Below are 24,626 nucleotides of genomic sequence, written 5' to 3'. Positions count from 1 at the left end.
ATGCAGTGATGGAGAAAAAGATTACCAAAGCAAAGGTGCAGTCCCTGGAAGAAGAATATCAGGCTTATGCACGCCGGCAGGCATCGGATGTGCTGCAGGAATTGAAAGCAGATGAAAATGGCATCAGCCAGGATGCACGTGAAGAACGTCTGGATACCTACGGATCCAATGACCTGCATGCCTCGACAAAGATGCACTGGTGGAACTTTCTGCTGCAGTCATTTACGGATGCGTTTATTATCGTCCTTTTGCTTCTTGGCACGGTAACCGTGATCGTCGAACATGATGCACTTTCAGCCGGCATCATCTATCTGCTTGCATGCATGAGTGCGGGGATCCGCTTTGTGCAGGACTATCGTTCTTATCTCGATGTTGAGAAGCTGAGGAATATGGAACATGATACCGTCCGTGTACGCGTACCGGATGGCTCCAGCTGGAAGGAAACCGAAATGCCGGTTGAAGAACTGGTACCGGGTGATATTGAAATGATCGGCTCCGGTGACATTGTCTCTGGCGATCTGTATCTTCTGGCAAGCAAGGATCTCTTTTTATCAGAGGCTGCTTTTACCGGCGAAGCAGTGCCGGTAGAAAAGAAAGCAGGCACAGATGCAAGGAACGTCAATGCAGCGCAGCTTGACAATATCTGTCTTTCCGGCAGTACCGTAGCTTCCGGCACCGGCTTTGGCGTCATCATCAAAACCGGCCGCAATTCCTACCTTGGCCACATCTCTGCCACCGTGGATACCGGCAAACAGATGACCGAGTTTGACCGCTCTTTGCAGAAGATCACGAAGATTCTGATCACATACATGGTGGTCGTTGTCATCTTTGTCCTGTTTGTCAACGGCATGATCAAACACAATTGGCTGGAGGCATTCCTGTTTGCCATCTCAGTTGCAGTTGGCATCACACCGAATATGCTGCCGATGATCGTCAATGGCACACTTGCCAAAGGTGCCCAGTTCCTGGCAAAGAAGAAAACAATCGTCAAGAATATGTCGGCGATCCAGAACTTTGGTGCCATGGATACGCTGTGTACCGATAAAACCGGTACACTGACAGCAGATCATATCGTGCTGCAGCGGTATCTGGATATCAACGGCAAAAACAGCCATCTTGTGCTGAACTATGCCTGGATGAATTCCTATTATTCCACCGGTGTCAAAAACCTGATTGACCGAGCCATTCTGGAATATGGCAAGAGTCATGATGTGCCTGAGTTTGCCGGCGGCTATGAGAAGATTGACGAGATTCCATATGATTTTGAGCGCCGCAGAATGTCCGTGCTTGTCTATAATCCGGGCGGATCCCAGGTATCGCATGGTGATGAGGGTGTGCTGCCCCATCATGGTGAGCGTGTATTGATTACCAAAGGGGCATTGGAATCGGTGCTGGCATGCTGTGATAAGGTGCGCATTGACAAGCAGTACATCGACATTGATGATGTGGATATTGAAAAGATCAAGCAGCAGGCCGAAGAGCTGAACAAAGACGGTCTGCATATCATTGCTGTTGCGGCAAGAAAGTCGGTGCCGGGCGTCACGGATGATGATCAGTTTACCGCTGAGGATGAACATAACATGACGTTCCTTGGCACGGTAGCGTTCCTTGATCCGCCCAAGCCAGACGCAAAGGATGCTATTGAAGGACTGTATGAAGCCGGTGTGGATGTCAAGGTCATCTCCGGTGATGCACCGGTGGTTGTCCAGCATATCTGTCATGAGGTAGGTCTGAAGAAAGAGGGGGATGTCATTGACGGCACCATGCTGGATGGCATGGATGATGCAGGTCTTTCCAAAGCCGTGGAGAATACGAATATCTTCGCCCGTCTTTCTCCGATGCAGAAGAAGCGGGTTGTCGATATGCTGCGGAAAAACGGGCACGTGGTCGGCTACATGGGAGATGGCGTCAATGATGCCCCAAGCCTGCACAGTGCGGATGTTGGCATTTCCGTGGATAATGCCACCGATGTTGCCAAGGCCAGCAGCGATATCATCCTGCTGGAAAAGAGTCTGGATGTCATCCTGGACGGCGTCAAGGAAGGCAGAAGAATTTCCGGCAACATCATCAAATACATCAAGATGGCACTGTCCTCCAACTTCGGCAATGTCTTCTCAGTGCTGATTGCTTCTTTATTCCTGCCATTTCTGCCGATGATGCCATTGCAGATCCTGATTCAGAATCTTGTTTATGATTTCACCCAGATTGCCATTCCATGGGATAACGTGGATCCGGAATTCCTGAAACAGCCCCATCAGTGGACGATGCGCTCTTTGACTTCGTTCATGAATGTCATGGGCGGTGTTTCATCCTGCTTTGATGTGCTGACATTCCTGTGCTTGTGGTTTGTGCTTGGCTTCAATTCCATCTCCATGCAGTCATACTTCCAGACCGGCTGGTTTGTGGAAGGTTTGATTTCACAGATCATGATCGTGCAGTTTATCCGTACTGCCAAGCGGCCGATCATTGACTCCCATTGCGACGTGCGGCTTGCCTTTGCCAGCATTCTTGGCGTCATTGCCGCGATTCTGATTCCATACATGTTCTGTTCGCTTCCGAATTCCGTCTTTGTCGCACTGCCATATCAGTACTATATCTATCTGGTGATCATTCTCATTCTTTACAGTGCCACGATTGAAGTTGTCAAAAAATTCTATATCAGGAAGTTTGGCAGCTGGTTATAACATTGTAAAATAATACGCAGGAGGTGATGGCATGGACCTGTTTGAAGCAGCTGGCAGCGATGATGCCAGAACGCGACAGCCGCTGGCAGCCAGAATGCGTCCTGAAAAACTGAAGGAAGTTGTCGGTCAGCAGCACATCATTGGCAAAGGCCGTATCCTGTACCGTGCCATCCAGGCTGACAGGCTCAGTTCTTTGATTTTCTATGGGCCGCCAGGCACTGGCAAGACAACCCTGGCAGAAGTCATTGCCAATACAACCAGTGCGTACTTTGCCCAGGTCAATGCAACCACAGCCGGCAAAAAGGATCTGGAAGCCGTTGTCCAGGAAGCCCAGTACCGGCTGAAAGCTGAACATAAGAAGACAATCCTGTTTATCGATGAGATTCACCGTTTTAACAAGGCACAGCAGGATTATCTGCTGCCTTTTGTGGAAAGCGGCACTGTCATCCTGATTGGTGCCACAACGGAGAATCCTTACTTTGAGGTCAACAGTGCGCTGTTATCACGCTCGACCGTACTGGAGCTCAAGCCGTTGTCAAAAGATGATCTTCTTGTCCTGATTCACCGCGCCCTGCAGGATCCTTTCAAAGGTGTTGCTGCCGACATGGTGCAGATGGATGAGGATGCCTGTGACTTTCTGGCCGAGGCAGCGGACGGGGATGCCCGGGCAGCATTGAATGGACTGGAGATTGCGGTATTAACAACCGAGCGCAGTGATGATGGGTATCTTCATATCACGCTGCCCATCATGCAGGAATGCATCCAGAAGAAATCCATCCGCTATGACAAAGATGGCGACAATCATTACGATACGATCTCTGCTTTCATCAAATCGATGCGGGGGTCTGATCCTGATGCTGCATTGTACTATCTTGCCCGCATGCTGGAAGCAGGGGAAGATGTGCGCTTTATTGCCAGACGCATCATGATCTGTGCTGCTGAGGACGTCGGTCTTGCCGATCCAAGAGCTATTGAGATTGCGACTGACTGTGCATTGGCTGTTGAAAGAGTCGGCATGCCGGAGGGACAGATCATTCTGGCTGAGGCAGCTGTCTATATTGCTACAGCACCCAAGAGCAATGCGGCAAGCCAGGGCATCTTCAAGGCGATGGATGTCGTGAAGAAAACCGGCAATCTTAAGATTCCGCCCTATCTGCAGGATGCCCATTATAAATCTGCTTCAAAGCTGGAGAGGGGCATTGGCTACAAGTATGCCCATGATTATCCACGCCATTATGTTGACCAGCAGTATCTGCCGGATGGTGTGAAAAACGAAGGATTCTATTATGTGTCAGATATCGGCTATGAAAGCCGTCTGCGCAAGTGGTTTGCCTATATTGGCAGACATTTCCATGCTGAGGAGGATAAGAACAAATGAATATGCATGCATTGATGCGCAAGGACCGTTCGATCCGCAAGTTTCAGCAGAAAGCGATTCCGGATAATGATCTGAATGAGATTCTGGAAAATGTGCGTCTTGCCCATTGCGGCAATAACAAGCAGCGGCTGCGGTATGTCCTGGTTACCAGCCGTGATCTGTGTGATCAGGTTGCCGCGCAGCTGCACTATGCGGCTTTACTCAAGGGCGCAGGACAGCCAAAGAAGGATGAAGAGCCAATGGCGTATATTGTCATCCTTGTACCGGTTGAAAATGCCGCCACAGCTGACATTGATGCCGGCATTGCCGCGGAAGTGATCACCGCAAGTGCGGCGGAAAAGGGCATTGGTGCCTGTATTCTGATGAATTTCAGGCGTGATGCGATGAATGCGCTGCTTGGTGTGGCTCCTTCCTTAAGTGCACGGCTGGTTGTTTCACTTGGCTATCCGCTTCTTGAAAGCACAGTGGAAGAGGCTGGTGAGGATCTTGCATACTGGGTGGATGCCCAGGGGAACTACCATGTGCCGAAGCTGTCTGTTGATACGCTTGTGACACGGAAATAGCCTTGACTAACACAGAAGTGATGTGTGACAATCGCAGAGCCGTAAGGGAGTAGCGAGCGCATATGCGCAGCCTGCCAACATACTGGCAATTTGCCTGGCCTGCTTTAATACGCGAGACTTACGCACTGGCTTTTTGCTGTGCGTAATGTCATACATGACACAAATATGCTGCAGCAATCGCCTGCAGCTTTTTTGTTTGGGAGGACACACATATGCACTTTATCCTGGATAACATCCTGCTTGGCATCGGCCTGGCCATGGATGCCTTTTCTGTCTCACTTGCCAATGGGCTCAAAGAGCCGCATATGCAGAAGAAAAAGATGCTGAAGATTGCCGGCACATTCGGCGCGTTCCAGTTTGTCATGCCAATGATCGGCTGGATCTGTGTCCATACCATCGTACAATTATTTTCTTCCTTCCAGGTCATGGTGCCATGGATCGGCTTTATTCTGCTGATGTACATCGGCGGCGGAATGCTGAAAGAAGGGTTCTCAAAAAAGGAAGAAACAGATGCGGAAAAGGAAGTATCTTCCGGCAAACTGATGGTGCAGGGGCTTGCCACATCGATTGATGCCCTGTCCGTCGGCTTTACGATTGCCTCCTATGGCATCGGATCTGCGCTGTTTGCCAGTACTTTGATTGGGATCGTGACATTCGCGATCTGTGCAGCCGGCGTTCAGCTGGGCAAGAAGTTTGGCCTCAGGCTGGCCGACAAGGCAACCATCTTCGGAGGTTTCCTGCTGATTGCGATTGGTCTGAAGATTCTGCTTTCCAGCATCTTATAAAAAAACCGGTATTCACCGGTCATTGAATCTCCTTGAACAAGTCAAGATAGATATTTTTCAGCTCTTTCACCTGGTCATCGGTAACCTGATATTCCGAAAGGTTATTGGTATCCAGCGTAAAATCATCCACAACGCCAAGATGATGGCCGACAATCTTGCCATCCTTGACAGCAACAACCTCCGGTACCTCCATGACCGGTTTTTCTTCGCCTGTTTCAGAATCTTTTTCCTTTTTCAGAATCGGATCCAGACATGTATAGAGTGACTGAATGATGTCACTCTTTTCTGTATCTGGCTTTGACATGAAATCATCCGAGTAGATATTGACATATAAAACAGTAATGCCGGCTTCCTTGGCTGCTTCATCCAGCACCGGAATCACACGGTTGCACCAGGGACATGTCTCATAACTGTAGAAGACGATGCCGGTGCCATTTTCAAACAGCTTCAGGCTTTCTTCCGTTGAGATTTCAAGGAAGGCAGGATCATCATCCTTCAGAAACACATAGGCTGAAAGATCTGGCTTGGATGCATTCAGGTTGATGGCACCTGCGTTGTTGCCAGAGGCGGATGCAGAGGCAGATGCCTGTATGGTTTTACTCTGGCCGCAGCCTGTCAGCACAAGAGATGCCAGCAGGGCACAGCCAATGATTGTTTTCTTCATTTGTTACCTCCTGATGGCTGTTATTATACTCAGAATTACATGGAGAGTATGTGAGGAAAACTTTCACATCCTAACATGTCATGAATAACATGTCATTTTTTGCCCTGAAACCGCTGTCATTGTGACACATGGTTTAAATTGTACTGTGATCGCAACAAATCCTATCTGGCAGCAGGTATAATGGAGCCGGATTGAGGGACTATCATGAAACTGAATGAATTGAAGCCGGGACAGACAGGACAGATTGAGATTGTCGGAGGCAGTGGTGAACTGCGCCAGCATTTCCTGGATATGGGCCTGATTCCTGGCGCTGAGATTACACTGGAGAAGTTTGCACCAATGGGGGATCCCATTGATTTTGTGATTCATGGCTATCAGCTGACTCTGCGGGTGGCGGATGCTGCCAACATTACATGCCATACGGTCAAACATGTGGCGTCTGAAAAGCAGAACATTGAGCGTGATGATGATGAGCTGGTTGACCATCCGGGTCTTGGTGAAGGCGGCCGATATCACGATAAAAGCACGGAACATCCGCTGCCGGAAGGCACCACACTGACCTTTGCTCTTGCCGGCAATCAGAACTGCGGCAAGACGACCTTGTTTAATGCCCTGACAGGTTCCAACCAGCATGTCGGCAACTTCCCGGGCGTCACAGTGGAAGGTAAAACCGGTAAGATCAAGGGACATCCGGAGACGGAAGTAACAGATCTGCCTGGTATTTATTCATTGTCTCCCTACAGCTCTGAGGAGATTGTGTCCCGCCAGTTTATTCTGGAAGCCAAGCCGCGTGCGATCATCAATATCGTGGATGCGACCAATATTGAGCGCAATCTGTATCTGACCCTGCAGCTGATGGAGCTGGGCAGGCCGATGGTGCTTGCGTTGAACATGATGGATGAAATGCGCAATAACGGCGGCTCCATCCGCATCAATGAGATGGAGAAGATGCTCGGCATTCCGGTAGTCGCCATCTCCGCTGCCAAGGGTGAAGGCATTCAGGAACTGATCGATCATGCCATCCATGTGGCGCGCTATCAGGAAACACCAATGGTACAGGACTTCTGCCGTCCCCAGGATCACAATGGTGCTGTACACAGAGCACTGCATGGCATAATGCATCTGATTGAGGACCATGCGGCCAAGGCAGGCATCCCGCTGCGTTTTGCGGCCACCAAAGTGGTAGAAGGAGATCCCCACGTTCTTGACGCATTGAAGCTGGAAGAGAATGAGAAGGAGATGCTTGGCCACATCATCAAACAGATGGAAGAGGAGCGCGGCCTTGACCATGCCGCAGCCATTGCCGATATGCGCTACAGCTTCATCCAGCGCGTCTGTGATGCCACTGTCATCAAGCCAAAACAATCCAAAGAATCGATGCGCTCAAACAAGATTGACCGCTTCTTAACAGGCAAATATACCGGTATTCCGGCCTTCATTGTCATCATGGGCCTGGTTTTCTATCTGACCTTCAATGTCATCGGCGCGTTCCTGCAGGATCTTTTGCAGAAGGGAATTGATGCCCTGACGATTGTTGTCTCCAATGGCCTTGTGGCAGCGAATGTCAACCCGGTCATCCGCTCACTTGTCATTGATGGCATCTTCACCGGTGTCGGTTCGGTATTGAGCTTTGTGCCGATCATTGTCACACTGTTCTTCTTCCTGTCACTGCTGGAAGATTCCGGCTATATGGCAAGAGTTGCCTTTGTCATGGATAAGCTTCTCAGAAGGATCGGCTTGTCTGGACGCAGTATTGTCCCCATGCTGATAGGCTTTGGCTGCACAGTGCCTGCTGTCATGTCCAGCCGTACACTGCCATCTGAGCGTGACCGCCGCATGACCGTGATCCTGCTGCCGTTTATGTCATGCTCCGCAAAACTGCCGATCTATGGCTATTTCTGCAATGCCTTTTTCCCGAAACAGGCTGGCTTGATCATGGTTGCACTGTACGTCATTGATATTGCCATTGGCATTCTGGCCGCATTGGTATTCAAGAATACTTTGTTCAAAGGGGAAGCTGTTCCGTTTGTCATGGAACTGCCGAACTACCGCATGCCGGCCATGAAGAACGTACTGCAGCTGATGTGGGACAAGGCAAAAGACTTCCTGCAGAGAGCATTCTCCATCATTCTGATTGCGACCATCATCGTCTGGTTCCTTCGCTCCTTTGATTTCTCGTTCAATCTTGTCGAAGAGGAAAATTCCATGCTGGCAGCGATCGGCGGTCTGATTGCCCCGATCTTCAAGCCGTGCGGCTTTGGCGACTGGCGTGTCGCAACGGCATTGATTGTCGGCTTCATGGCAAAAGAGAGTGTTGCCGCAACACTGTCCGTCCTGTTTGGCTCTACCGCAGCCATTACCTCCATTCTTACACCAGGCAATGCCTTTGCACTGCTGATCTTCTGCCTGCTGTATACACCATGCATTGCCGCCATTACATCCGTGCGCAAGGAGCTAGGCATGAAATGGGCACTGGCGATGGTAGGAGGTACCTGTGCCATTGCCTGGGCAGCAAGCTTCATTACCCATCTCATCACACTTGCCATCTAGCCAGAAGAAAAACGGGAAAATCACTTCCCGTCTCTGCCTGAGTTATCAATCACTTTGCCATTTGGCAGCCGTACTTCCAATGTATCGGACAGACTCTTGTCAAGGAGCTCATCCAGCCGGTCATTGAAGGCAGCTGCCTTTTTCTTTTTGTTCGTGCGGCTGACAAGATCACTGGATTCCTGCACAATCGGAATCTGGGTTGTATCTTCACGCACTGCTTCACAGATATCAATGATGCGTGAAATCGGCACCTGCGAATTCTGCAGACCATTAACCAGCACCATATTGATCGAATCATCCAGTGTTTTGAAGTCATTCGGATTGGAAATATACCCGGAGACTTCAGAAAAATCATCCAGTGTGACAGTCACAAATTTTGTCAGGTATGGTATCAGTTCTTCTGCTCTCATCAGAAATCCCCCGGGTAAATATCTGCTTTTATTATAGCAGTTTCTGCAGGCAGAGAAATACAGTACATGTTTATGAACAAAGAATTTTATATTTCATCCATATTGCGAATCTGAAAAAGTGTATACTTTTACACATTGCCACAATGAACAAAAGAGGATAAAAGATGAAACAGATTACCGTACTGACAATGTTTCCGGAATATTTTGACAGTTTTCTCAATGGCGTGCTTGTCCAGCGGGCCAGGACCAAGGGCATCTGCCAGATCAGGGTGGTTGATATCCGTGACTATGCAGATGGCAGCTACCGTCATCTGGATGATTCCCCATGCGGCGGGGGACCGGGCATGATCATGAAGTGTGAGCCGGTCATTGCGGCACTGCGGGCAAACAAAACAGAACAGACAAGAAGCTATATCATGGATCCGGGCGGACAGACGCTGAGCCAGAAACTTGTCCATGATCTTTCCAAAGAGGATGATCTTTTACTGCTGGCCGGACACTATGAGGGACTGGATGAGCGCATCTATGAAGAATGTGACGGCTGTCTCTCAATTGGTGACTATATTCTTTCCGGCGGTGAACTGGCTGCCCAGGTCATCATTGACAGCATCATCCGCCTGCAGGAAGGGGTGCTTGCCAATGACAGTACGGTTGAGGAATCTTTTGAAACAGACCGGCTGGAATATCCGCAGTACACCCGGCCGGTTGACTTTGAAGGCAGAAAGGTACCGGATGTGCTGCTGAGCGGCAATCATGCGATGATCAAAAACTGGCGGCTTGCCAAAGCTTATCTGCGCACGGCACAGATGCGGCCGGATCTGATCGCAAAAAAGCCTATGACGAAAGCGGAAGAAAAAGCATTACGGCTTTTTTTGGCAAAAAATGAGAAAAACTGAACAAGTTCTTCTCTGCATGGTCAAAATTGGTGTGTCTGAGTTGACATGACGGCATATTATGCAAAAATATCACATGGAAAAAGGAGATATCTCAAGCATGGGCAAGAAGATTTCTGAACGGGTCGACTGGGTTGGCAAAGTCGACTGGCAGCTGAAGACATTTCACGGCGATGAGCTTTCCACATTCGATGGCTCTTCCTATAACAGCTATCTAATCAGAGATGAGAAGACAGTATTGATTGATACGGTATGGCAGCCGTATGACAAGGAATTTGTAGCGAGACTGAAGCAGGAGATTGATCTGCATGACATTGATTACATTGTCATGAATCATAACGAAATCGATCATTCCGGTGCACTGCCGGAACTGATGCGTGAAATTCCGGATACACCGATTTACTGCACGGTGGCAGGTGAGAAGATCCTGCGCGGACACTATCATCAGAACTGGAACTTTGTCAATGTGAAAACAGGTGATACCCTGAACATCGGCAAGTCCACCCTGACGTTCATTCAGGCACCGTTCCTGCATTGGCCGGATACGATGTTCACATATCTGGATACAGATCACATTCTGTTCTCCAACGATGCCTTTGGTCAGCATTATGCGACCGAGTCATTGTTCAATGACAAGAACTGCGAAAAGGCAATCTTTGATGAGGCAATCAAGTACTATGCCAATATCATCGTGCCTTACAGCACATTCGTGACCAAGAAGATCAAGGATCTGGCTGCGATGAACCTGGATATCCGCATGATTGCACCGAGCCATGGCGTCATCTGGCGTGAACATCCTGAAAAGATCGTGGAGACATACGCAAAGTGGGCCGCTGACTATCAGGAAAACCGTATTTCCATCATCTATGACACCATGTGGGATTCTACCCGCAAGATGGCCGAGGCACTGGCAGCCGGCATTCGTGATCATGATCCGGAAACCGAGGTTGTTCTGCTGAATGCCTCCAAGCGTGACAAGAGTGACATCATTACCGATGTATTCCGCTCCAAGGCAATTCTGGTTGGTTCACCGACCTATAACCATGGCGTGCTGTATTCCATCGGCGGTATTCTTGAGCTGATCAAGGGTTCTGGCTTCAAGAACAAGAAGGCAGCCGGCTTTGGCAGCTATGGCTGGAGCGGTGAAGCACCGAAGAAGATCGGTGAAGAACTGAAGGCTTCCGGCTTTGATGTTGTGGATGAGGCTGGCCTCAAGCAGATCTGGATCCCGGATGAGGATGCTTTGAAGCAGGCAGAAGACTGGGGCAGACAGTTCGCTGAAAAAGTAGACGCATGAGAAACCGGATTCTCCGGTTTTTCTTTTCGCTGGTATAATCTACAACTGGATGGAGGATATGAACATCATGACCGAAACCAGAAAAGAAATATCATGCGGTGCTGTGATCATCCGAGTCAATCATGGGAAGCTGCAGGTGCTCGTGATCCGTCAGAAGCAGGGACACTGGTGCTTTCCAAAGGGACATGTGGAAGGCAGTGAGACAGAACATGAAACTGCCACCCGTGAGATCAAGGAGGAAACCGGGCTAGATGTGCGCTTTCTGGATGGCTTCCGGGAATGCACGTATTATTCCCCGGAACCAGGTGTTGAAAAGAAGGTTGTCTACTTCCTTGCTGAGATGACCGGAGGCAGCGAAAAGATCCAGGAAGAAGAACTGCTGGAGATGCACTGGGCATCGGTGATTGATACCGAGGCACTGCTTTCCTATCCGAATGATGCGGAACTGTTTCACAAGGCCATTGCCTTTTTGCGTAAAGAAGATCCGGATGGAGTAAGATGGCCTCTGAACTGATTCTGAAAATTGTGCCAATTGATGGCTTTGCCAGCGGCAGAGCCATTTTATTTCATGGCGGGACAGTGGGACATTTTGCCTGGAACAGGGAAAAGGACAAAGCAGAGATGATGCTGGAACTGGATCCCATGCCGCTGCCGCAGGCGATTTGTCTGACAGCCTATGCTGTGCACTGTATCATTTCTCTCAACAGCCCTGCCTATATTGAAGTAAAACATGTTAACAGGCTGGAAAGAAAGGCACTGGCTGCCAACCTGTTCTTTCCCAAAGGACAGGGCATGCAGTGGATGATGGAAGACTGGCGGCGTGCATGTGCCAGCAGTATCTTTGATCCGTACGGCTTTATTATCAGCCAGGGACGCATGCAGGATCTGCCCTTTGGCAATTATCCAACAAGTGAGAAAGGCTGCGGCTGGATCGCGGCGTACAACCTGTGCAAAGCCTGCGGCAAAGAGCAGTTCATGCAGGAAACGGCCGATACCCTTGCCCGTGCCAATCTGTTTCATGAGCGCTATGGTGAAAATCTGTTTGCACTGCAAAGCTTTCTGAAAAGCAAAAAGATTTCTGCCAGATGGTGTCCTGGTACAACGGGTATGATCCAAAACAGAATGGCTGGTAGCGGTGCCGGCATCATCCTGTATGCCCATCAGGCAGGCACCCATTATGCGTTCTATATTGCCCTTGGCAATGGGCAGTATCACTTTTACAATGATATCTATGGCAGAAGGAATGATATCACTGCTGCCGATGCATTCTTCAGGCGGGCCAGTATCCTGCCTCTTGCGGCACTGCTGTATGTCAGCAGGAAGGATGTGCCTTATGCACAGTTTTTGATGGAAAGCAGAAAATGATTAATACGATTGTGAATCTGGATGAAATCCAGTATGAATATCAGGATCCCGGAAATCTGACAGAGAGTATCCGAATGCATGGGATGGCCATTGCCGTGCAGGTCAATGTGACAGAACACGGCTATGTATGTGTGGATGGCAGAAGACGCTTAAGTGCTTGTGCGATTCTGGCAAAGCAGGATCCAAAGTTCAGCCGGATTCCGGTTGTGCTGATGAACGATTATTCCAGAGCTGGCAGCAGTTTCTGGGGAAATACACAGAATCTACATTGAGGAAAAGAATATGGAAAGATTGCAGAAAGTAATTGCGGCAGCCGGGGTGGCCTCCCGCCGCAAGGCAGAACAGCTGATTGCGGATGGCCATGTCAAGGTCAATGGCAAAGTCGTTACGGAAATGGGTGTGCAGGTAGGACCGCAGGATGAAGTCAGTGTGGATGGCGTGATTCTGAATCAGGAAGAGAAGGTGTATTTCCTGCTGAATAAGCCAAAGCAGGTGATTTGTGCCGTATCAGATGACCGCGGCAGACAGACGGTCGTGGACTGTCTGCCGGATGTAAAGGAACGCATTTTTCCGGTTGGACGGCTGGACTATGAATCCACAGGTCTTTTGATCATGACCAATGATGGGGAATTTGCCAACTGTCTCATGCATCCAAGATATCATCTGCCCAAGACCTATGAGGTTGCCATCAATGGGATCTTAACGGATCAGATGATTCATATGCTGGAAAGGGGGATCCAGCTGGATGACGGCATGACCCTGCCTGCCCAGGTGCAATTGCTTTCCAGGTTAGAAGGAAAGAAAAAGACCGTGTTTTTGATCACGATCTTTGAGGGCAGAAACAGAGAAATCCGCCGCATGATGGAGTACTTCCACTGTGAGGTGACAAGGCTGAACCGGATTGGCTATGGTTTTCTTGACCTTGGTTCATTGCGCCAGGGGCAGTACCGGCGTCTGCGCCGCTATGAGGTGCGCAAACTGATGCACATGGCTCAAAGTGGAATGCCGGCAGAAGACAGTACATCCGGATCTGGATCAATGTAAATCGTACGGTAGCTGCCAAGCTGCACCATACCAGGCTTTGCGCCTGGTATTTTTTTGAGGTTTTTGACTGGACACCAGTTGACCGGCACAGAGGAAGACTGCCTTCCTCCGGAGAAATATGCCGCAATCATCGCAGCCAGCCGAATCGTCTCTTCATCCGGGCTGTCTGAATGGATGATCACATGGGCACCATGATAATCCTTGGCATGCAGCCAGATCTCATTCTTTCTGGCCATATGCCATGTCAAAGCATCATTCTGGAGGTTGTTGCGGCCATAGGAAATGGAGATGCCGGAAGGAGAGACAATCGTCGATACTCTGGGTGTATCATCCTGTTTCTTCTTTTTCCGGACATTCTTTTTTTCTTTCATATAGCCAAGCTTGATCAGTTCTTTCTTGATCTCGCCAGCTGTCTCAAAATCTGCCTGATCCAGCTGTTCCAGCAGTCCTTCAAAGTAGCTGATCTCATTTTCACAGATGGCAATCTGTTCCTGCAGATATACCTGTCCTTTCTTCAGCTTGCTGTACTTGTTAAAGCAGCGGCGGGCATTGCCGCGGCCATCCAGCTTTTCATCCAGCGGCACCGTAATGACATCATCCGATTCATAATCCTGCAGCTGAATCTGCTTTTTGCCCTTGGTATCACTGATATTCAATGTATACAGCAGATCACCCCATTTCTTCCACTTATCACAATCCAGTGCCTGATCATATTCATTTAACAAGCGGGGAAGCTTTGTCTTCTGATGTTTCAGCTCACGGCGCACAAAATGATACAAATCACCGGTAATCTGTTTGATCCGTTCTTTTTCTTCACGGTGATAATAGAGCACATCAAAGCCGTCAAACAGCGGATACTTCCGGCAATCTGACAGATGGGTGAGGGCTATACAGTGGAATTCGGGATTGTCGCCATTGCTGGCAATGTAAAGATCATTGCTGGCGGCTACTTCTTTCATGATGGCCGAAAAGGACTGGCCATGGGCCATACGGTATTCAACTTCTTTGCTTAAAAAAGGAGAGAAGCCGGCAAACTGCTTTGTTAAGGGAATATCGGGATCGACGCATTCTGTAACAAAAGGATCTTTTTTGTCCTGGGGCGGCATCGGGGTAAAGGGGGCAGATGCCATGATGATGCGCTTGCTGTTTTCAAAAGGCGGAATGCGCTTGAGAGCATCAATAATGCGGCCATCAGACCCAACCAGGATCAGATTGGCATACTTGCCCATCAGTTCAATGACAAGCCTGACACTTTCCAGGTCACCAAGATTGTTGCGCCGCTTGATCATCAGTGTGCACCAGCGGTCAAGGCCGGCCTGTGTAATGCTTTCCATGGAAGCACCTTCAAGGTATTTGCGCAGCACCATGACAAAATTATCCGGCTCGGATGGGGTCGGATAGCTGCGCTTTGTGATCAGCAGCCGATTGTAGACAGAATGGCAGCTGACAAGCAGCTGCTGTTTGCCGCTTTTCCCATGAATCTGAAACAGAACTTCGGTATTGGAAATCTGGTAGATTTTCTGAATGCGTGCGGGCAGGACGGGTGCGATCTGACTGACAATCCTGCTTAAAAGAATGCCATCTAATGCCATAACATAATTCCTTTCGCAAGCGATTATATCACATTGACGAAACCATCTTTTTTGAGTACCTTTATGGCTAAGGAGACTTGAAATGAAAAAGGGATTGCTGATTGTTCTGAGCGGACCTTCCGGGGTAGGCAAAGGAACAGTACTGAAAGAGTTCATCAATGATCCGGATCTGAAGCTTTCTTACAGTGTTTCCCTGACCACACGCAAGATGCGGCCGGGTGAAAAGGACGGCGTCAATTATCACTTTGTGAGCAAGGAAGAATTCCTGAAGGTGCGTGATGCCGGCGGTCTGCTGGAAAGTGCTGAATTTGTAGGAAATTATTATGGAACACCGGTTGCCGGTGTGGAAGAGCTGCGCAACAAGGGCAGAAATGTCTTGCTGGAGATTGAAGTGCAGGGTGCACGGCAGATCCGGCAGAAGTGTCCGGATGCGTTAACGATCTTCATTGTGCCGCCCAGCATGGAAGAGCTGGAAAGAAGAATCCGGGGCAGAGGCACGGAACCGGAGGAGATTGTCCAGCAGCGTCTGGCCAAGGCCAGCCGTGAGATGGATATGATCGGTGAGTACAAGTATGTTGTGTGCAACGATGATCCACGTCTGGCTGCAGATATTATCCGTGTCATTATCAAACGTCATATGGAACAGGAATGAGACTGAAGAGTCTCATTTTTTTTGGATCTGGCACTTGTGCAAACGCTTTCATAAATCTATAATGGAAACCGTAAAGAAAGGAACGGTTTCTTATGGAAGATCATTTACAGGACCGCATTCTGCAGGCTGCCATTGTTCAGTTCTCCAGAAAAGGACTGCATTTTACGATGCAGGATATTGCGGATACGATGCATATTGCGAAAAAGACAATCTATAAGAGTTACGATGGCAAGGAAGCACTTCTGATTGCCTTGATTGATGCCGGATTTGAGAAGATTCATGCGCATAAGCAGGAGATTATAGCCAATGAAAATCTGACGATTCCTGAAAAGCTGCAGCAGGAAATGGTTGCACTGCCATCTGATTTTCTCGGTGTTGACTGGTCACAGCTGGATGGCCTGGATGCGATGTATCCCAGGGTTGCCCAGCATCTGAAGGAACATCTGGAGAAAAACTGGGAGCCAACGATCGATCTGATTGAAGAAGGAATTTCTGATGGGGTGATCCGTCCCATCAATATATCTATTCTCAAAAATATCGTGACAGCATCCATTGAATCTTTCTTATCCAATGACTATCTCAGCCAGAACCAGATCGCGTATGATGATGCACTGGCAGAAATGATGGATATTCTGATGAAAGGAATGCAGGTACAAGATGATGGAACGCATTGACAATGACTGGCTGTTTTTGAACCCGTGGCAGGATGATGAAGATGCTTTTGAGCGGGATGGCATCAAGGTACGCCTGCCGCACTGTCCAAAACAGATTCCGCTGCATGATGCCAGTCCGGATGACTATGAAGGCATCTATGGCTATCAGAAAACATTTATGGCAGAAGAAAGCTGGCAGAAGCAGCGTGTCTTTGTACAGTTTGACGGGGCTGCCCATATTGCGGATGTGTACTGCAATGGCAAACCCGTCGGCCATCATGCCTGCGGCTATACTGCCTTCTGCATTGAACTGACAGATGTCCTGCACTATGGCAGCGAGAATACACTGACGGTAAAGCTGGATGCCACAGAAAATCCATCTGTGCCGCCGTTTGGTTTTGTCATTGATTATCTGACCTATGGCGGTATCTATCGTGATGTGTGGCTGGATGTGCGTGCAAAGACATATCTCAAGGATATCTATTGCGCCACACCGGATCTGACAAGCATGGATGCACTGGTACAGATTGATGGCAATACGCAGGATATGGAGCTGTCTTTGTCTTTGCGCAATGACAAAGATGAAGAAATCTTTGCAAAGAAAGCACCGGCAGGAAATGGACATTTCCGCTATGAAGATCTGCCGGTAAAGCCATGGGATTTAGACCATCCCAATCTGTATACAGCTGTATTCTCTTTGATCAAAGGGGAAGATATCATTGATACCAAATGCATCTCAGTTGGTTTCCGCACCGTACATTTTGATTCTGACAGCTTCTATCTCAATGGCGAAAAAGTCTTCCTGCGCGGATTGAACCGTCATCAGTGCTGGCCGTATCTTGGCTATGCCGGTACAGCTTCCCTGCAGAAGGAAGATGCCAGAATTCTGAAAGAAGAGCTTGGCTGCAATGCTGTGCGTACTTCGCATTATCCCCAGAGTCAGGATTTCATGGATGCCTGTGACCGGCTTGGCCTGCTGGTATTTACGGAAATACCGGGCTGGCAGCACATTGGTGATGAGAAGTGGAAGCAGCAGGCCATCACCAATACAGAAGACATGGTTGTACAGTACCGCAATCATCCGTCGATTTTCCTGTGGGGTGTGCGCATCAATGAATCCCAGGATGATGATGACTTCTATCAGCGCACCAATGCGGCTGCCCATGCGCTGGATCCTTACCGGCCGACATCCGGTGTGCGCTATCTGCAGAACAGCTCGCTGTTGGAAGATGTGTATGCATTCAATGATTTCTCACATGATGGCAGTGATGCCGGCTGCTGTAAGAAGAAGGATGTTACCAAGCATGCAGATCATGCCTTGCTTATTTCTGAGGCCAATGGCCACATGTTTCCAACGAAGGCCTTTGATCCTCAAAGCAGGCGGGAAGAGCAGGCCCTGCGCCATGCGCGGGTATTGAATGATGCCAAGGCAGATCACCAGCATGCCGGTGTGTTCCAGTGGTGCATGTTTGACTATGCGACCCATAAAGACTTTGGCTCAGGAGACCGCATCTGCTATCACGGTGTGATGGATGCCTTCCGCAATCCTAAGACGGCTGCCTGGCTGTATGCTTCACAACAGGATGACCATCCAGTGCTGGCACTGTCTTCTTCCATGGATATCGGTGACTATCCGGCTGGCCGCATCGATCATGTCTATGCCTTTACCAACTGTGACAGTGTGCGTCTGTACCAGAATGATGTGTTTGTGAAAGAATTCAAACCGACAGAGTATGAAGCACTGGAACATCCGCCGATCCGCATGGATGACTTTATCGGTGATCTTTTAAAGCAGGAACATTTTGCACCAAAGCAGGAGGAACTGATTCATGACTGTCTGCTGGCAGCGCAGCATGATGGGTATGACCATCTTCCAGCGCATATCAAAGCAAAGCTTGTCTGGGTGATGATGCGCTATCACATGAGCTTTCAGGATGGCGTGAAGCTGTTCTCTAAGTACGTTGGCGGCTGGGGCGGCAGTACGGTTGTCTGGCGGGCAGATGGCATCAAGGATGGCAAAGCCGTGATCCGTGTGAAGCGTGCACCGGGAACAAAGCTGCACCTGCATACAACCGTCTCTGCCAATACATTGTATGAAGGTGACGTGTATGATATGGCTTCTGTTCGCATTCAACTGATGGATGCCTGTGATGACATCGCTTCTTATATCCAGCTGCCCATTGCACTATCCACAGAAGGACCGCTGGAAATTGTGGGACCGCACCTTGCCACCCTGGAAGGCGGCATGAGCGGCACCTATGTCAAGACAACCGGGCAAACAGGAAATGCAAAGCTGCGCATTGTATGTGAGCAGTGTGAACCGGTGGAAATCAATTTTACAATTTGTGAAAAGGGGAACTGAAACACATGAAACAATTTGAGAAGAAGCAGGCTGCTGCCTATGGCTTTGGTGCCATTGGCAAGGACATGGTATATGCCCTGAGTTCCAGCTACGTGATGTATTACTATCAGGATGTACTTGGTCTATCGGCATCCTTTGTCGGTTTGATCCTGCTGATTGCCAGAGTGTTTGACGCTGCCAATGATCCGTTCATGGGTGTCATTGTCGCCAAGACAAACAGCCGCTGGGGCAGATTCCGTCCCTGGATCTTTAGCGGCAGCGTACTGAATGCCTTTGTTCTGTATGCACTGTTTGCGGCACCATCATTATCCAAAGCAGGCCTGATGGTTTACTTCCCGATCATCTATATCCTCTGGGGTGTGACCTATACCATGATGGATATTCCATTCTGGAGTATGATCCCGGCTGTCACCACCCAGCCAAAAGACAGAGAAAAGCTGTCTGTCATCGGCAGAACCTGCTCGGGTATCGGCAGTGCGATCATCACCGTCTTTACCGTCAAGGCTGTTTCTATGCTGGGCCATGGCGTGGAAAGAACAGGCTTTGCTATCATTGCGCTGATTGTTGCCGTATTGTTTGCCATCAATGAAATCCTGTTATGCGTGGCATTAAAGGAAACACGCACCAAGCAGGAGATGAAGACAAGCTCCGTTAAAGAGATGTTCAAGGCATTATTTAACAATGATCAGGCAATGATTACCGTGCTTGTCATTGTGCTTGTCAACTTTGCCTTGTATATCACGTCCAATCTGATCATCTACTTCTTCAAGTATGATCTTGGCGGTGCTTCCTGGCAGAACAGCTATACGATCTTTACGATGGTAGGCGGCGTTGCCCAGATTCTTGGCATGATGGTGCTGTATCCATTGCTGCGCAAGAAGATGACAAACACCGGCATCTTCCGGACATGTCTTGTCATGGCAATCACAGGTTATGCCTTACTGCTGACTGTATGCATGGCCAATGTTGCCCATAACATGATTCTGCTGTGTGCAATCGGCTTACTGGTATTCTGTGCCAATGGCATGATGACCGTGCTGACAACTGTCTTCCTGGCCAACTCGGTGGACTATGGTGAAGTCAAGAGCGGTCTGCGCCAGGAATCGGTGATCTTCTCCATGCAGACATTTGTCTATAAGCTGGCCAGCGGCCTGGCTGTATTTGTAACTGGCGTTGGTCTGGATCTGATTCATCTCAAGGGGAATTCTGATGCCGCAGTACCGGCTGTGCAGTCTGCTTCTACCATTACGGGTCTGCGTCTGTTAATGACCATCATGCCGATGGCAGGACTGATCATTGCCTTGATTCTGTTTGCCAGAAAATTTATTCTTACAGATGAGAAGGTCGCTGAAATTGCGGCTGTTCTTGCTGCGAAGAAAGAAGAGACAAAATGAAAATCAGCTGGTATTTGAAAACAGAGCAGAATACGTATCAAGGTGAAGTGGAAGCGCAGGAAAAGACCGAGATTGCCGTCAATTTAAGCCATGAAACCATTGCGTCATGCGTCTGCCGTGTGAACTTTCCGCTGCAGACAGGTGAGAAGATTTTTGTCAATGGCTTTCAGTCATGGACGTACTGTCCTGAGCATGATCCCCATGACTTAGACCGCAGTATGCAGGGTGTACCGTCCTTTGTTATCCGCAAGTATGGACTGGACAAGTCCGGTGATGAAGCATTTACACACTATGGCCATAAGCACGGCATCTTTACGGGTTACAGCTGGGCATATTTCCGGCTGAACAATGTCTACCATCTGTTTGGCTCACTGGATGAGGATCCTGGCTATACAAGATTCATCTATGATGCCAACAAGCAGGTTTTGACCATGGAGCGGGATGTCAGCGGTGTCACGATGGATGGCCGCTATCATGTGCTGGATCTTTTCCAGGCATCCGGCAGTGAGAAGGAAGTGTTTGACGGCTGGTTCAAGGAGCTTGGCATTACCAGCCGGGCAGCAGCAAAGCTGTATGGCTACTCTTCCTGGTACAACCGCTATCAGGATATCAATGCGGATGCAATCCAGAATGATCTTGCCGGCTGCAATACGATTTTGAAACAGGGCGATCTGTTCCAGATTGATGATGGCTGGGAGCCGTATGTTGGGGACTGGCTGGAAGCAGATAAGAACAAATTTCCAGGCGGCATGAAGGACCAGGCTGACCGGATTCATAAAGATGGCTATCTTGCCGGTCTGTGGCTGGCGCCATATGTGGCTGAGACCAAATCCAGCCTGTATCAGAACCATCCTGACTGGTTCCTGCAGGAAGACGGCCATCCGCTGTCTGCCGGCAGCAACTGGTCGGGCTACTATGCCCTGGATTTTGACAACCAGGAAGTCAGAGCCTATCTGAAACAGGTCTTTGACAGGATCTTCAATGAATGGGGCTTTGATCTTGTTAAGCTGGATTTCCTGTTTGCGGCTGCAATGAAGCCGACAGCCAATGAAACAAGAGCTGCCCGCATGCACAGGGCCATGATCTATCTGCGCTCTTTATGTAAAGATCATCTGATCCTTGGCTGCGGCGTACCGCTGTTTCCTGCCTTTGGACTTGTTGACTATTGCCGGATCGGCCCGGATATGTCTTTGTCATGGGATGATGTGTGGTACATGAAGCCGCTGCACAAAGAAAGAATTTCCTCAGCGCATACCATTATCAATACGGTGGTACGCCATGGCATTGACGGCAGAGCATGGCGCAATGATCCGGATGTCTTCCTGTTAAGAAAAGACAACATCAAAATGAATGAAAAACAGAAGATGGACCTGGCAAGGATCAATGCCATCTATGGCGGCGTCTTCCTCACCAGTGACAATCCATCTTCTTACACACCGGAAATGCAGCAGCAGTATCAGCAGCTGCGCCAGCTCAGTGAGGCAAAGATCATCTCCCTTGCCACAGGCAAAGATGAAATCACAGCCAATCTGCTCGTGGATGGCAGCCCAACCGTCATGAATGTCTCAGTAAAGGGAAGATAAACTTCGTATGAATCTGACTGGCTTCAGGCAGTACCTGAGCCAGTTTTTTCATATATTTCCTTTCATGATCACAATCGCACAGCACCCACTGTGGGCTTGCTTTTCCGCACCTGTAAAGCACCGCCATAACACCCTTGAAGGACAGGACTTTCCTTATTGAAGTTTTAGCAGAAGTTGAGGATAAGCTATGAAATTCAACCAGAAGACATTTAGATTGAACAAAAAAACAATGATTCTTGGTCTTTGCTCTATTCTCTTATTTTTATGTGTGCAGGCTGTTCAAGTGATGACGGCAGCTGCCAGATTCCTGACACTTCCAATATCATTTATGATGATCCTTATCTGCATGTGGAAGTTTATCGAATCCATGGTAAAGATATAGAAGCGCCGTTATCATCATATGAACTGGATTTAAGCAATGCAGATACAGAACTGGATATCGATGCTCTGCATAGTAAAGATTATCCTGTCTGGTTTACTTCAAATGTTTTTAATATTGAAAAAGCAAGTGCAGCAGTACTGGAAATAGGCGGCTTTTGTAATTGAGCCAGTTCATACAAATGGCGCACACATGTGCAGCATATGTATAGACTCAATAAGGCAAATAAGGCAGTGCAGCAATATACTGCTGCCTTTTCGTTTGATATATCCTGACATGCGTGAATTTGCGAAAAAAATCATTGCTTCTAAGAAAAAGTACAAAGGCTGTGTACGTGTATCGTATCTGCATTCAATGGTATAATTTCTTTGTTATGGACCTGCATGATCACAGCCTCCGGCTGAGTAAAAAACAGATTGAATTATGTGAGGCACTGGGACTGGATGATACCGATGCGGTGCTTTCCTATTATCCGATCCGCTATGATTCTTTTCAGGAGACACCCTTTACTTCCTGGGCCATCAAGGAACATGTGACTTTTGAGGCACGGGTTGCCTCTTTGCCGCGCTCTTGGCGTCATGGCCATCTTGTCACAACAAACTTTCAGGTGATGATGGGGGAACAGTTGTTAAAGATTACGATCTTCAACCGGCCTTGGGCATCCAGGCTTGCTTTGGAACAGGTATTGACCATTCAGGGCATCTATATGGGAAGCGGCAAGGTAACCGCGATGAGCTATGATACAAAGCCATTGTCTGCCCATCCTGCTCTTGTGCCGGTTTATGCGCTGCATGCAGGCATCCAGCAGAGAAGTGTGCGCACGCTTGTGCGTCATGTGTTTGAGGCTGTGGAGAATGAGATCCAGGATGATGTGCCCCAGCAGTTTATGACGCGCTATCGTCTGCTGCGGCGCTATGATGCTCTGCAGCGCATTCATTTTCCAGAAAGCATGCATGATGTACAAAGTGCGGTGCGCACTTTGAAGTACGAAGAATTCCTGAAGTATCTGACAGCTGTGGCCATGCTGCATAACAAAAATGCAAACGGTGTATTCAAGCAGCCTCGGTTCTATGATGAAACGAAACTGAAGCAGGTGATTTCACGTCTGCCATATGCTTTGACACCGGATCAGGATAAAGTACTCCATGAGATCCTGGAAGATCTCTCCAGTGATCACCTGATGTACCGGCTGGTGCAGGGAGATGTAGGCTGCGGCAAGACAGCAGTGGCAGCCCTGGGTATGTATGCATGTGTGACAAGCGGCTATCAGGCAGCACTGCTTGCCCCGACGGAAATCCTTGCCCGCCAGCATCTTTCTTCCATTGGGGAACTGCTAAAAGGAACAGGCACCCGCATTGCTGTCATCTACAGCGGCATGGAGCCAAAGGAAAAGCAGCAGGTGCTGGAAGATACAGCGGATGGAAGGATCGATATCCTGATCGGCACCCATGCCATTCTGCAGGAAAATGTATCATTCCATCGTCTTGGCATGGTCGTGGCGGATGAACAGCAGCGCTTTGGGGTGCGGCAGCGGCGTGCTTTGTTTGAAAAGGGAGACAAGTGTGATTTCCTGTTGATGAGTGCCACACCGATCCCGCGCACACTTGCCGCAACGCTGTTTGGTGATATGTCGATCTCTACGATTGAAACGATGCCTGCCGGCCGTAAGATTCCAAAGACGGTATACATCCAGGAAAACAGTTTCCGTTCTGTGCTGCCGCAGATTATGTCACTTTTAAAGAGCGGACATCAGCTGTATGTCATCTGTGCAGCCGTGGAAAAGACAGATGGCTATGATGCCCGCAATGTGATGGATGTGGCAAAGAATCTCACAAAGTTATTCAAAGACTATCAGGTTGGTATCCTGCATGGCCGCATGTCTTCGCAGGAAAAGCAGGATGTGATGCATGATTTTGCCAGCAACAAGATCCAGGTGCTTGTTTCTACGACGGTGGTGGAGGTTGGCATGAATGTGGTCAATGCGACCGGCATGATTGTGTATGATGCCGACCGCTTCGGCCTGTCGCAATTGCATCAGCTGCGCGGCCGTGTGCAGCGGGGCTCAGCACAGGGCTATTTCTATCTGCTGTCGGGATCAAAGGATCCGGAAGTGGCGAAACGGCTCAATGTCCTTGTTCATTCCAACAACGGCTTTGAGATCTCCTGGGAAGATTTACGGCTGCGCGGACCAGGTGATATACTTGGAACAAGACAGAGCGGCGTGCCGGATTTCATTCTTGGCAATCCGGTTACCGATCAGGCGGTGATTGAAACAGCCCGCAAAGATGCAGCCTATGTCATGGAACATCAGGATGATCCTGACTTTGCAAGGCTGCTGGCATATGCAGAAAATCAGAATTCATCTGTTGCGGATTAGG

At 49.0% G+C, this 24,626-nt stretch carries 21 protein-coding genes; 18 read left to right on the top strand and 3 right to left on the bottom strand.

The features are described 5' to 3' along the window. Window positions 1-8 precede the first annotated feature (8 nt). The 4 genes from mgtA (at window position 9) to DHU66_RS10005 (ending at window position 5,410) form a co-directional block, all read left to right on the top strand. Window positions 9-2,684, top strand: coding sequence for a magnesium-translocating P-type ATPase (mgtA, locus tag DHU66_RS10020; protein WP_108775819.1), 2,676 nt, complete (start codon window positions 9-11; stop codon window positions 2,682-2,684). 31 nt (window positions 2,685-2,715) lie between these two features. Then, window positions 2,716-4,062 carry a replication-associated recombination protein A gene (locus tag DHU66_RS10015; RefSeq protein WP_108775818.1) on the top strand — a complete coding sequence of 449 codons (1,347 nt, stop codon included), beginning with the start codon at window positions 2,716-2,718 and terminating at the stop codon, window positions 4,060-4,062. After that, the gene (locus tag DHU66_RS10010; protein ID WP_108775817.1) at window positions 4,059-4,625 is read left to right on the top strand and encodes a nitroreductase family protein; all 567 of its coding nucleotides are present in this window, start codon (window positions 4,059-4,061) and stop codon (window positions 4,623-4,625) included. Before DHU66_RS10015 ends, DHU66_RS10010 begins: the two co-directional genes overlap by 4 nt. Before the next feature lie 212 nt (window positions 4,626-4,837). Then, window positions 4,838-5,410 carry a manganese efflux pump MntP gene (locus DHU66_RS10005; RefSeq protein WP_108775816.1) on the top strand — a complete coding sequence of 191 codons (573 nt, stop codon included), beginning with the start codon at window positions 4,838-4,840 and terminating at the stop codon, window positions 5,408-5,410. A 19-nt stretch (window positions 5,411-5,429) separates the two neighbouring features. Here the strand turns inward: DHU66_RS10005 and DHU66_RS10000 are convergent, their stop codons facing one another. Then, a complete protein-coding gene (locus tag DHU66_RS10000) occupies window positions 5,430-6,074 on the bottom strand; it encodes a TlpA family protein disulfide reductase (protein WP_108775815.1) in 645 nt (214 codons plus the stop codon). A 204-nt stretch (window positions 6,075-6,278) separates the two neighbouring features. Between DHU66_RS10000 and feoB the strand changes: the two genes are divergently transcribed. Beyond that, window positions 6,279-8,624: a ferrous iron transport protein B gene (gene feoB, locus DHU66_RS09995; protein WP_108775814.1), complete on the top strand. Its 2,346-nt coding sequence runs from the start codon at window positions 6,279-6,281 to the stop codon at window positions 8,622-8,624. 20 nt (window positions 8,625-8,644) lie between these two features. On the opposite strand, the gene DHU66_RS09990 is transcribed toward feoB, so the two are convergent. Then, the gene (locus tag DHU66_RS09990; RefSeq protein WP_108775813.1) at window positions 8,645-9,034 is read right to left on the bottom strand and encodes a hypothetical protein; all 390 of its coding nucleotides are present in this window, start codon (window positions 9,032-9,034) and stop codon (window positions 8,645-8,647) included. Between the two features lie 164 nt (window positions 9,035-9,198). Here DHU66_RS09990 and trmD point away from each other — a divergent pair, with 164 nt between their 5' ends. From trmD to DHU66_RS09960, 6 genes are all read left to right on the top strand, one after another. Then, the gene (gene trmD, locus DHU66_RS09985; protein WP_108775812.1) at window positions 9,199-9,930 is read left to right on the top strand and encodes a tRNA (guanosine(37)-N1)-methyltransferase TrmD; all 732 of its coding nucleotides are present in this window, start codon (window positions 9,199-9,201) and stop codon (window positions 9,928-9,930) included. 97 nt (window positions 9,931-10,027) lie between these two features. Further along, window positions 10,028-11,224 (top strand): anaerobic nitric oxide reductase flavorubredoxin, encoded by a 1,197-nt coding sequence (locus tag DHU66_RS09980; protein WP_108775811.1) that lies wholly within the window; start codon window positions 10,028-10,030, stop codon window positions 11,222-11,224. A gap of 67 nt (window positions 11,225-11,291) precedes the next feature. After that, window positions 11,292-11,738 carry a bis(5'-nucleosyl)-tetraphosphatase gene (locus DHU66_RS09975; RefSeq protein WP_167836361.1) on the top strand — a complete coding sequence of 149 codons (447 nt, stop codon included), beginning with the start codon at window positions 11,292-11,294 and terminating at the stop codon, window positions 11,736-11,738. Then, the gene (locus tag DHU66_RS09970) at window positions 11,723-12,589 is read left to right on the top strand and encodes a hypothetical protein (RefSeq protein ID WP_108775809.1); all 867 of its coding nucleotides are present in this window, start codon (window positions 11,723-11,725) and stop codon (window positions 12,587-12,589) included. Before DHU66_RS09975 ends, DHU66_RS09970 begins: the two co-directional genes overlap by 16 nt. Beyond that, entirely contained in the window at window positions 12,586-12,861 is a 276-nt protein-coding gene (locus DHU66_RS09965; protein WP_108775808.1) for a ParB N-terminal domain-containing protein, read from the top strand. The genes DHU66_RS09970 and DHU66_RS09965 overlap by 4 nt, the downstream gene beginning before the upstream one ends. A gap of 10 nt (window positions 12,862-12,871) precedes the next feature. After that, window positions 12,872-13,633, top strand: coding sequence for a pseudouridine synthase (locus tag DHU66_RS09960; RefSeq protein WP_108775807.1), 762 nt, complete (start codon window positions 12,872-12,874; stop codon window positions 13,631-13,633). Here the strand turns inward: DHU66_RS09960 and DHU66_RS09955 are convergent. Next, window positions 13,582-15,225 carry an Rqc2 family fibronectin-binding protein gene (locus tag DHU66_RS09955; RefSeq protein WP_108775806.1) on the bottom strand — a complete coding sequence of 548 codons (1,644 nt, stop codon included), beginning with the start codon at window positions 15,223-15,225 and terminating at the stop codon, window positions 13,582-13,584. The two genes, DHU66_RS09960 and DHU66_RS09955, sit on opposite strands and share 52 nt — an antisense overlap. An 82-nt stretch (window positions 15,226-15,307) precedes the next feature. On the opposite strand from DHU66_RS09955, the gene gmk reads away from it, so the two are divergent. The 7 genes from gmk to DHU66_RS09920 all read left to right on the top strand — a co-directional run bounded on the left by gmk (window position 15,308) and on the right by DHU66_RS09920 (window position 24,625). Further along, complete coding sequence (gene gmk / locus DHU66_RS09950) at window positions 15,308-15,877, top strand: guanylate kinase (protein ID WP_108775805.1); 570 nt, start codon at window positions 15,308-15,310, stop codon at window positions 15,875-15,877. Between the two features lie 92 nt (window positions 15,878-15,969). After that, complete coding sequence (locus DHU66_RS09945) at window positions 15,970-16,551, top strand: TetR/AcrR family transcriptional regulator (protein WP_108775804.1); 582 nt, start codon at window positions 15,970-15,972, stop codon at window positions 16,549-16,551. Then, the gene (locus DHU66_RS09940; RefSeq protein ID WP_108775803.1) at window positions 16,535-18,892 is read left to right on the top strand and encodes a glycoside hydrolase family 2 protein; all 2,358 of its coding nucleotides are present in this window, start codon (window positions 16,535-16,537) and stop codon (window positions 18,890-18,892) included. Before DHU66_RS09945 ends, DHU66_RS09940 begins: the two co-directional genes overlap by 17 nt. Window positions 18,893-18,897: 5 nt before the next feature. Then, a complete protein-coding gene (locus tag DHU66_RS09935) occupies window positions 18,898-20,286 on the top strand; it encodes a glycoside-pentoside-hexuronide (GPH):cation symporter (RefSeq protein WP_108775802.1) in 1,389 nt (462 codons plus the stop codon). After that, entirely contained in the window at window positions 20,283-21,869 is a 1,587-nt protein-coding gene (locus tag DHU66_RS09930) for a glycoside hydrolase family 36 protein (RefSeq protein ID WP_108775801.1), read from the top strand. The genes DHU66_RS09935 and DHU66_RS09930 overlap by 4 nt, the downstream gene beginning before the upstream one ends. A gap of 264 nt (window positions 21,870-22,133) precedes the next feature. Beyond that, window positions 22,134-22,415 (top strand): hypothetical protein, encoded by a 282-nt coding sequence (locus tag DHU66_RS09925; protein ID WP_108775800.1) that lies wholly within the window; start codon window positions 22,134-22,136, stop codon window positions 22,413-22,415. 206 nt (window positions 22,416-22,621) lie between these two features. After that, complete coding sequence (locus DHU66_RS09920; RefSeq protein ID WP_108775799.1) at window positions 22,622-24,625, top strand: ATP-dependent DNA helicase RecG; 2,004 nt, start codon at window positions 22,622-22,624, stop codon at window positions 24,623-24,625. Window position 24,626 lies beyond the last annotated feature (1 nt).

Source organism: Lactimicrobium massiliense (assembly GCF_900343155.1).
GTDB classification, from domain to species: Bacteria; Bacillota_I; Bacilli_A; order Erysipelotrichales; family Erysipelotrichaceae; genus Bulleidia; species Bulleidia massiliensis.
The sequence above is the reverse complement of the archived record's forward strand: the minus strand, read 5'-3'. Positions and strand labels throughout refer to the sequence as shown.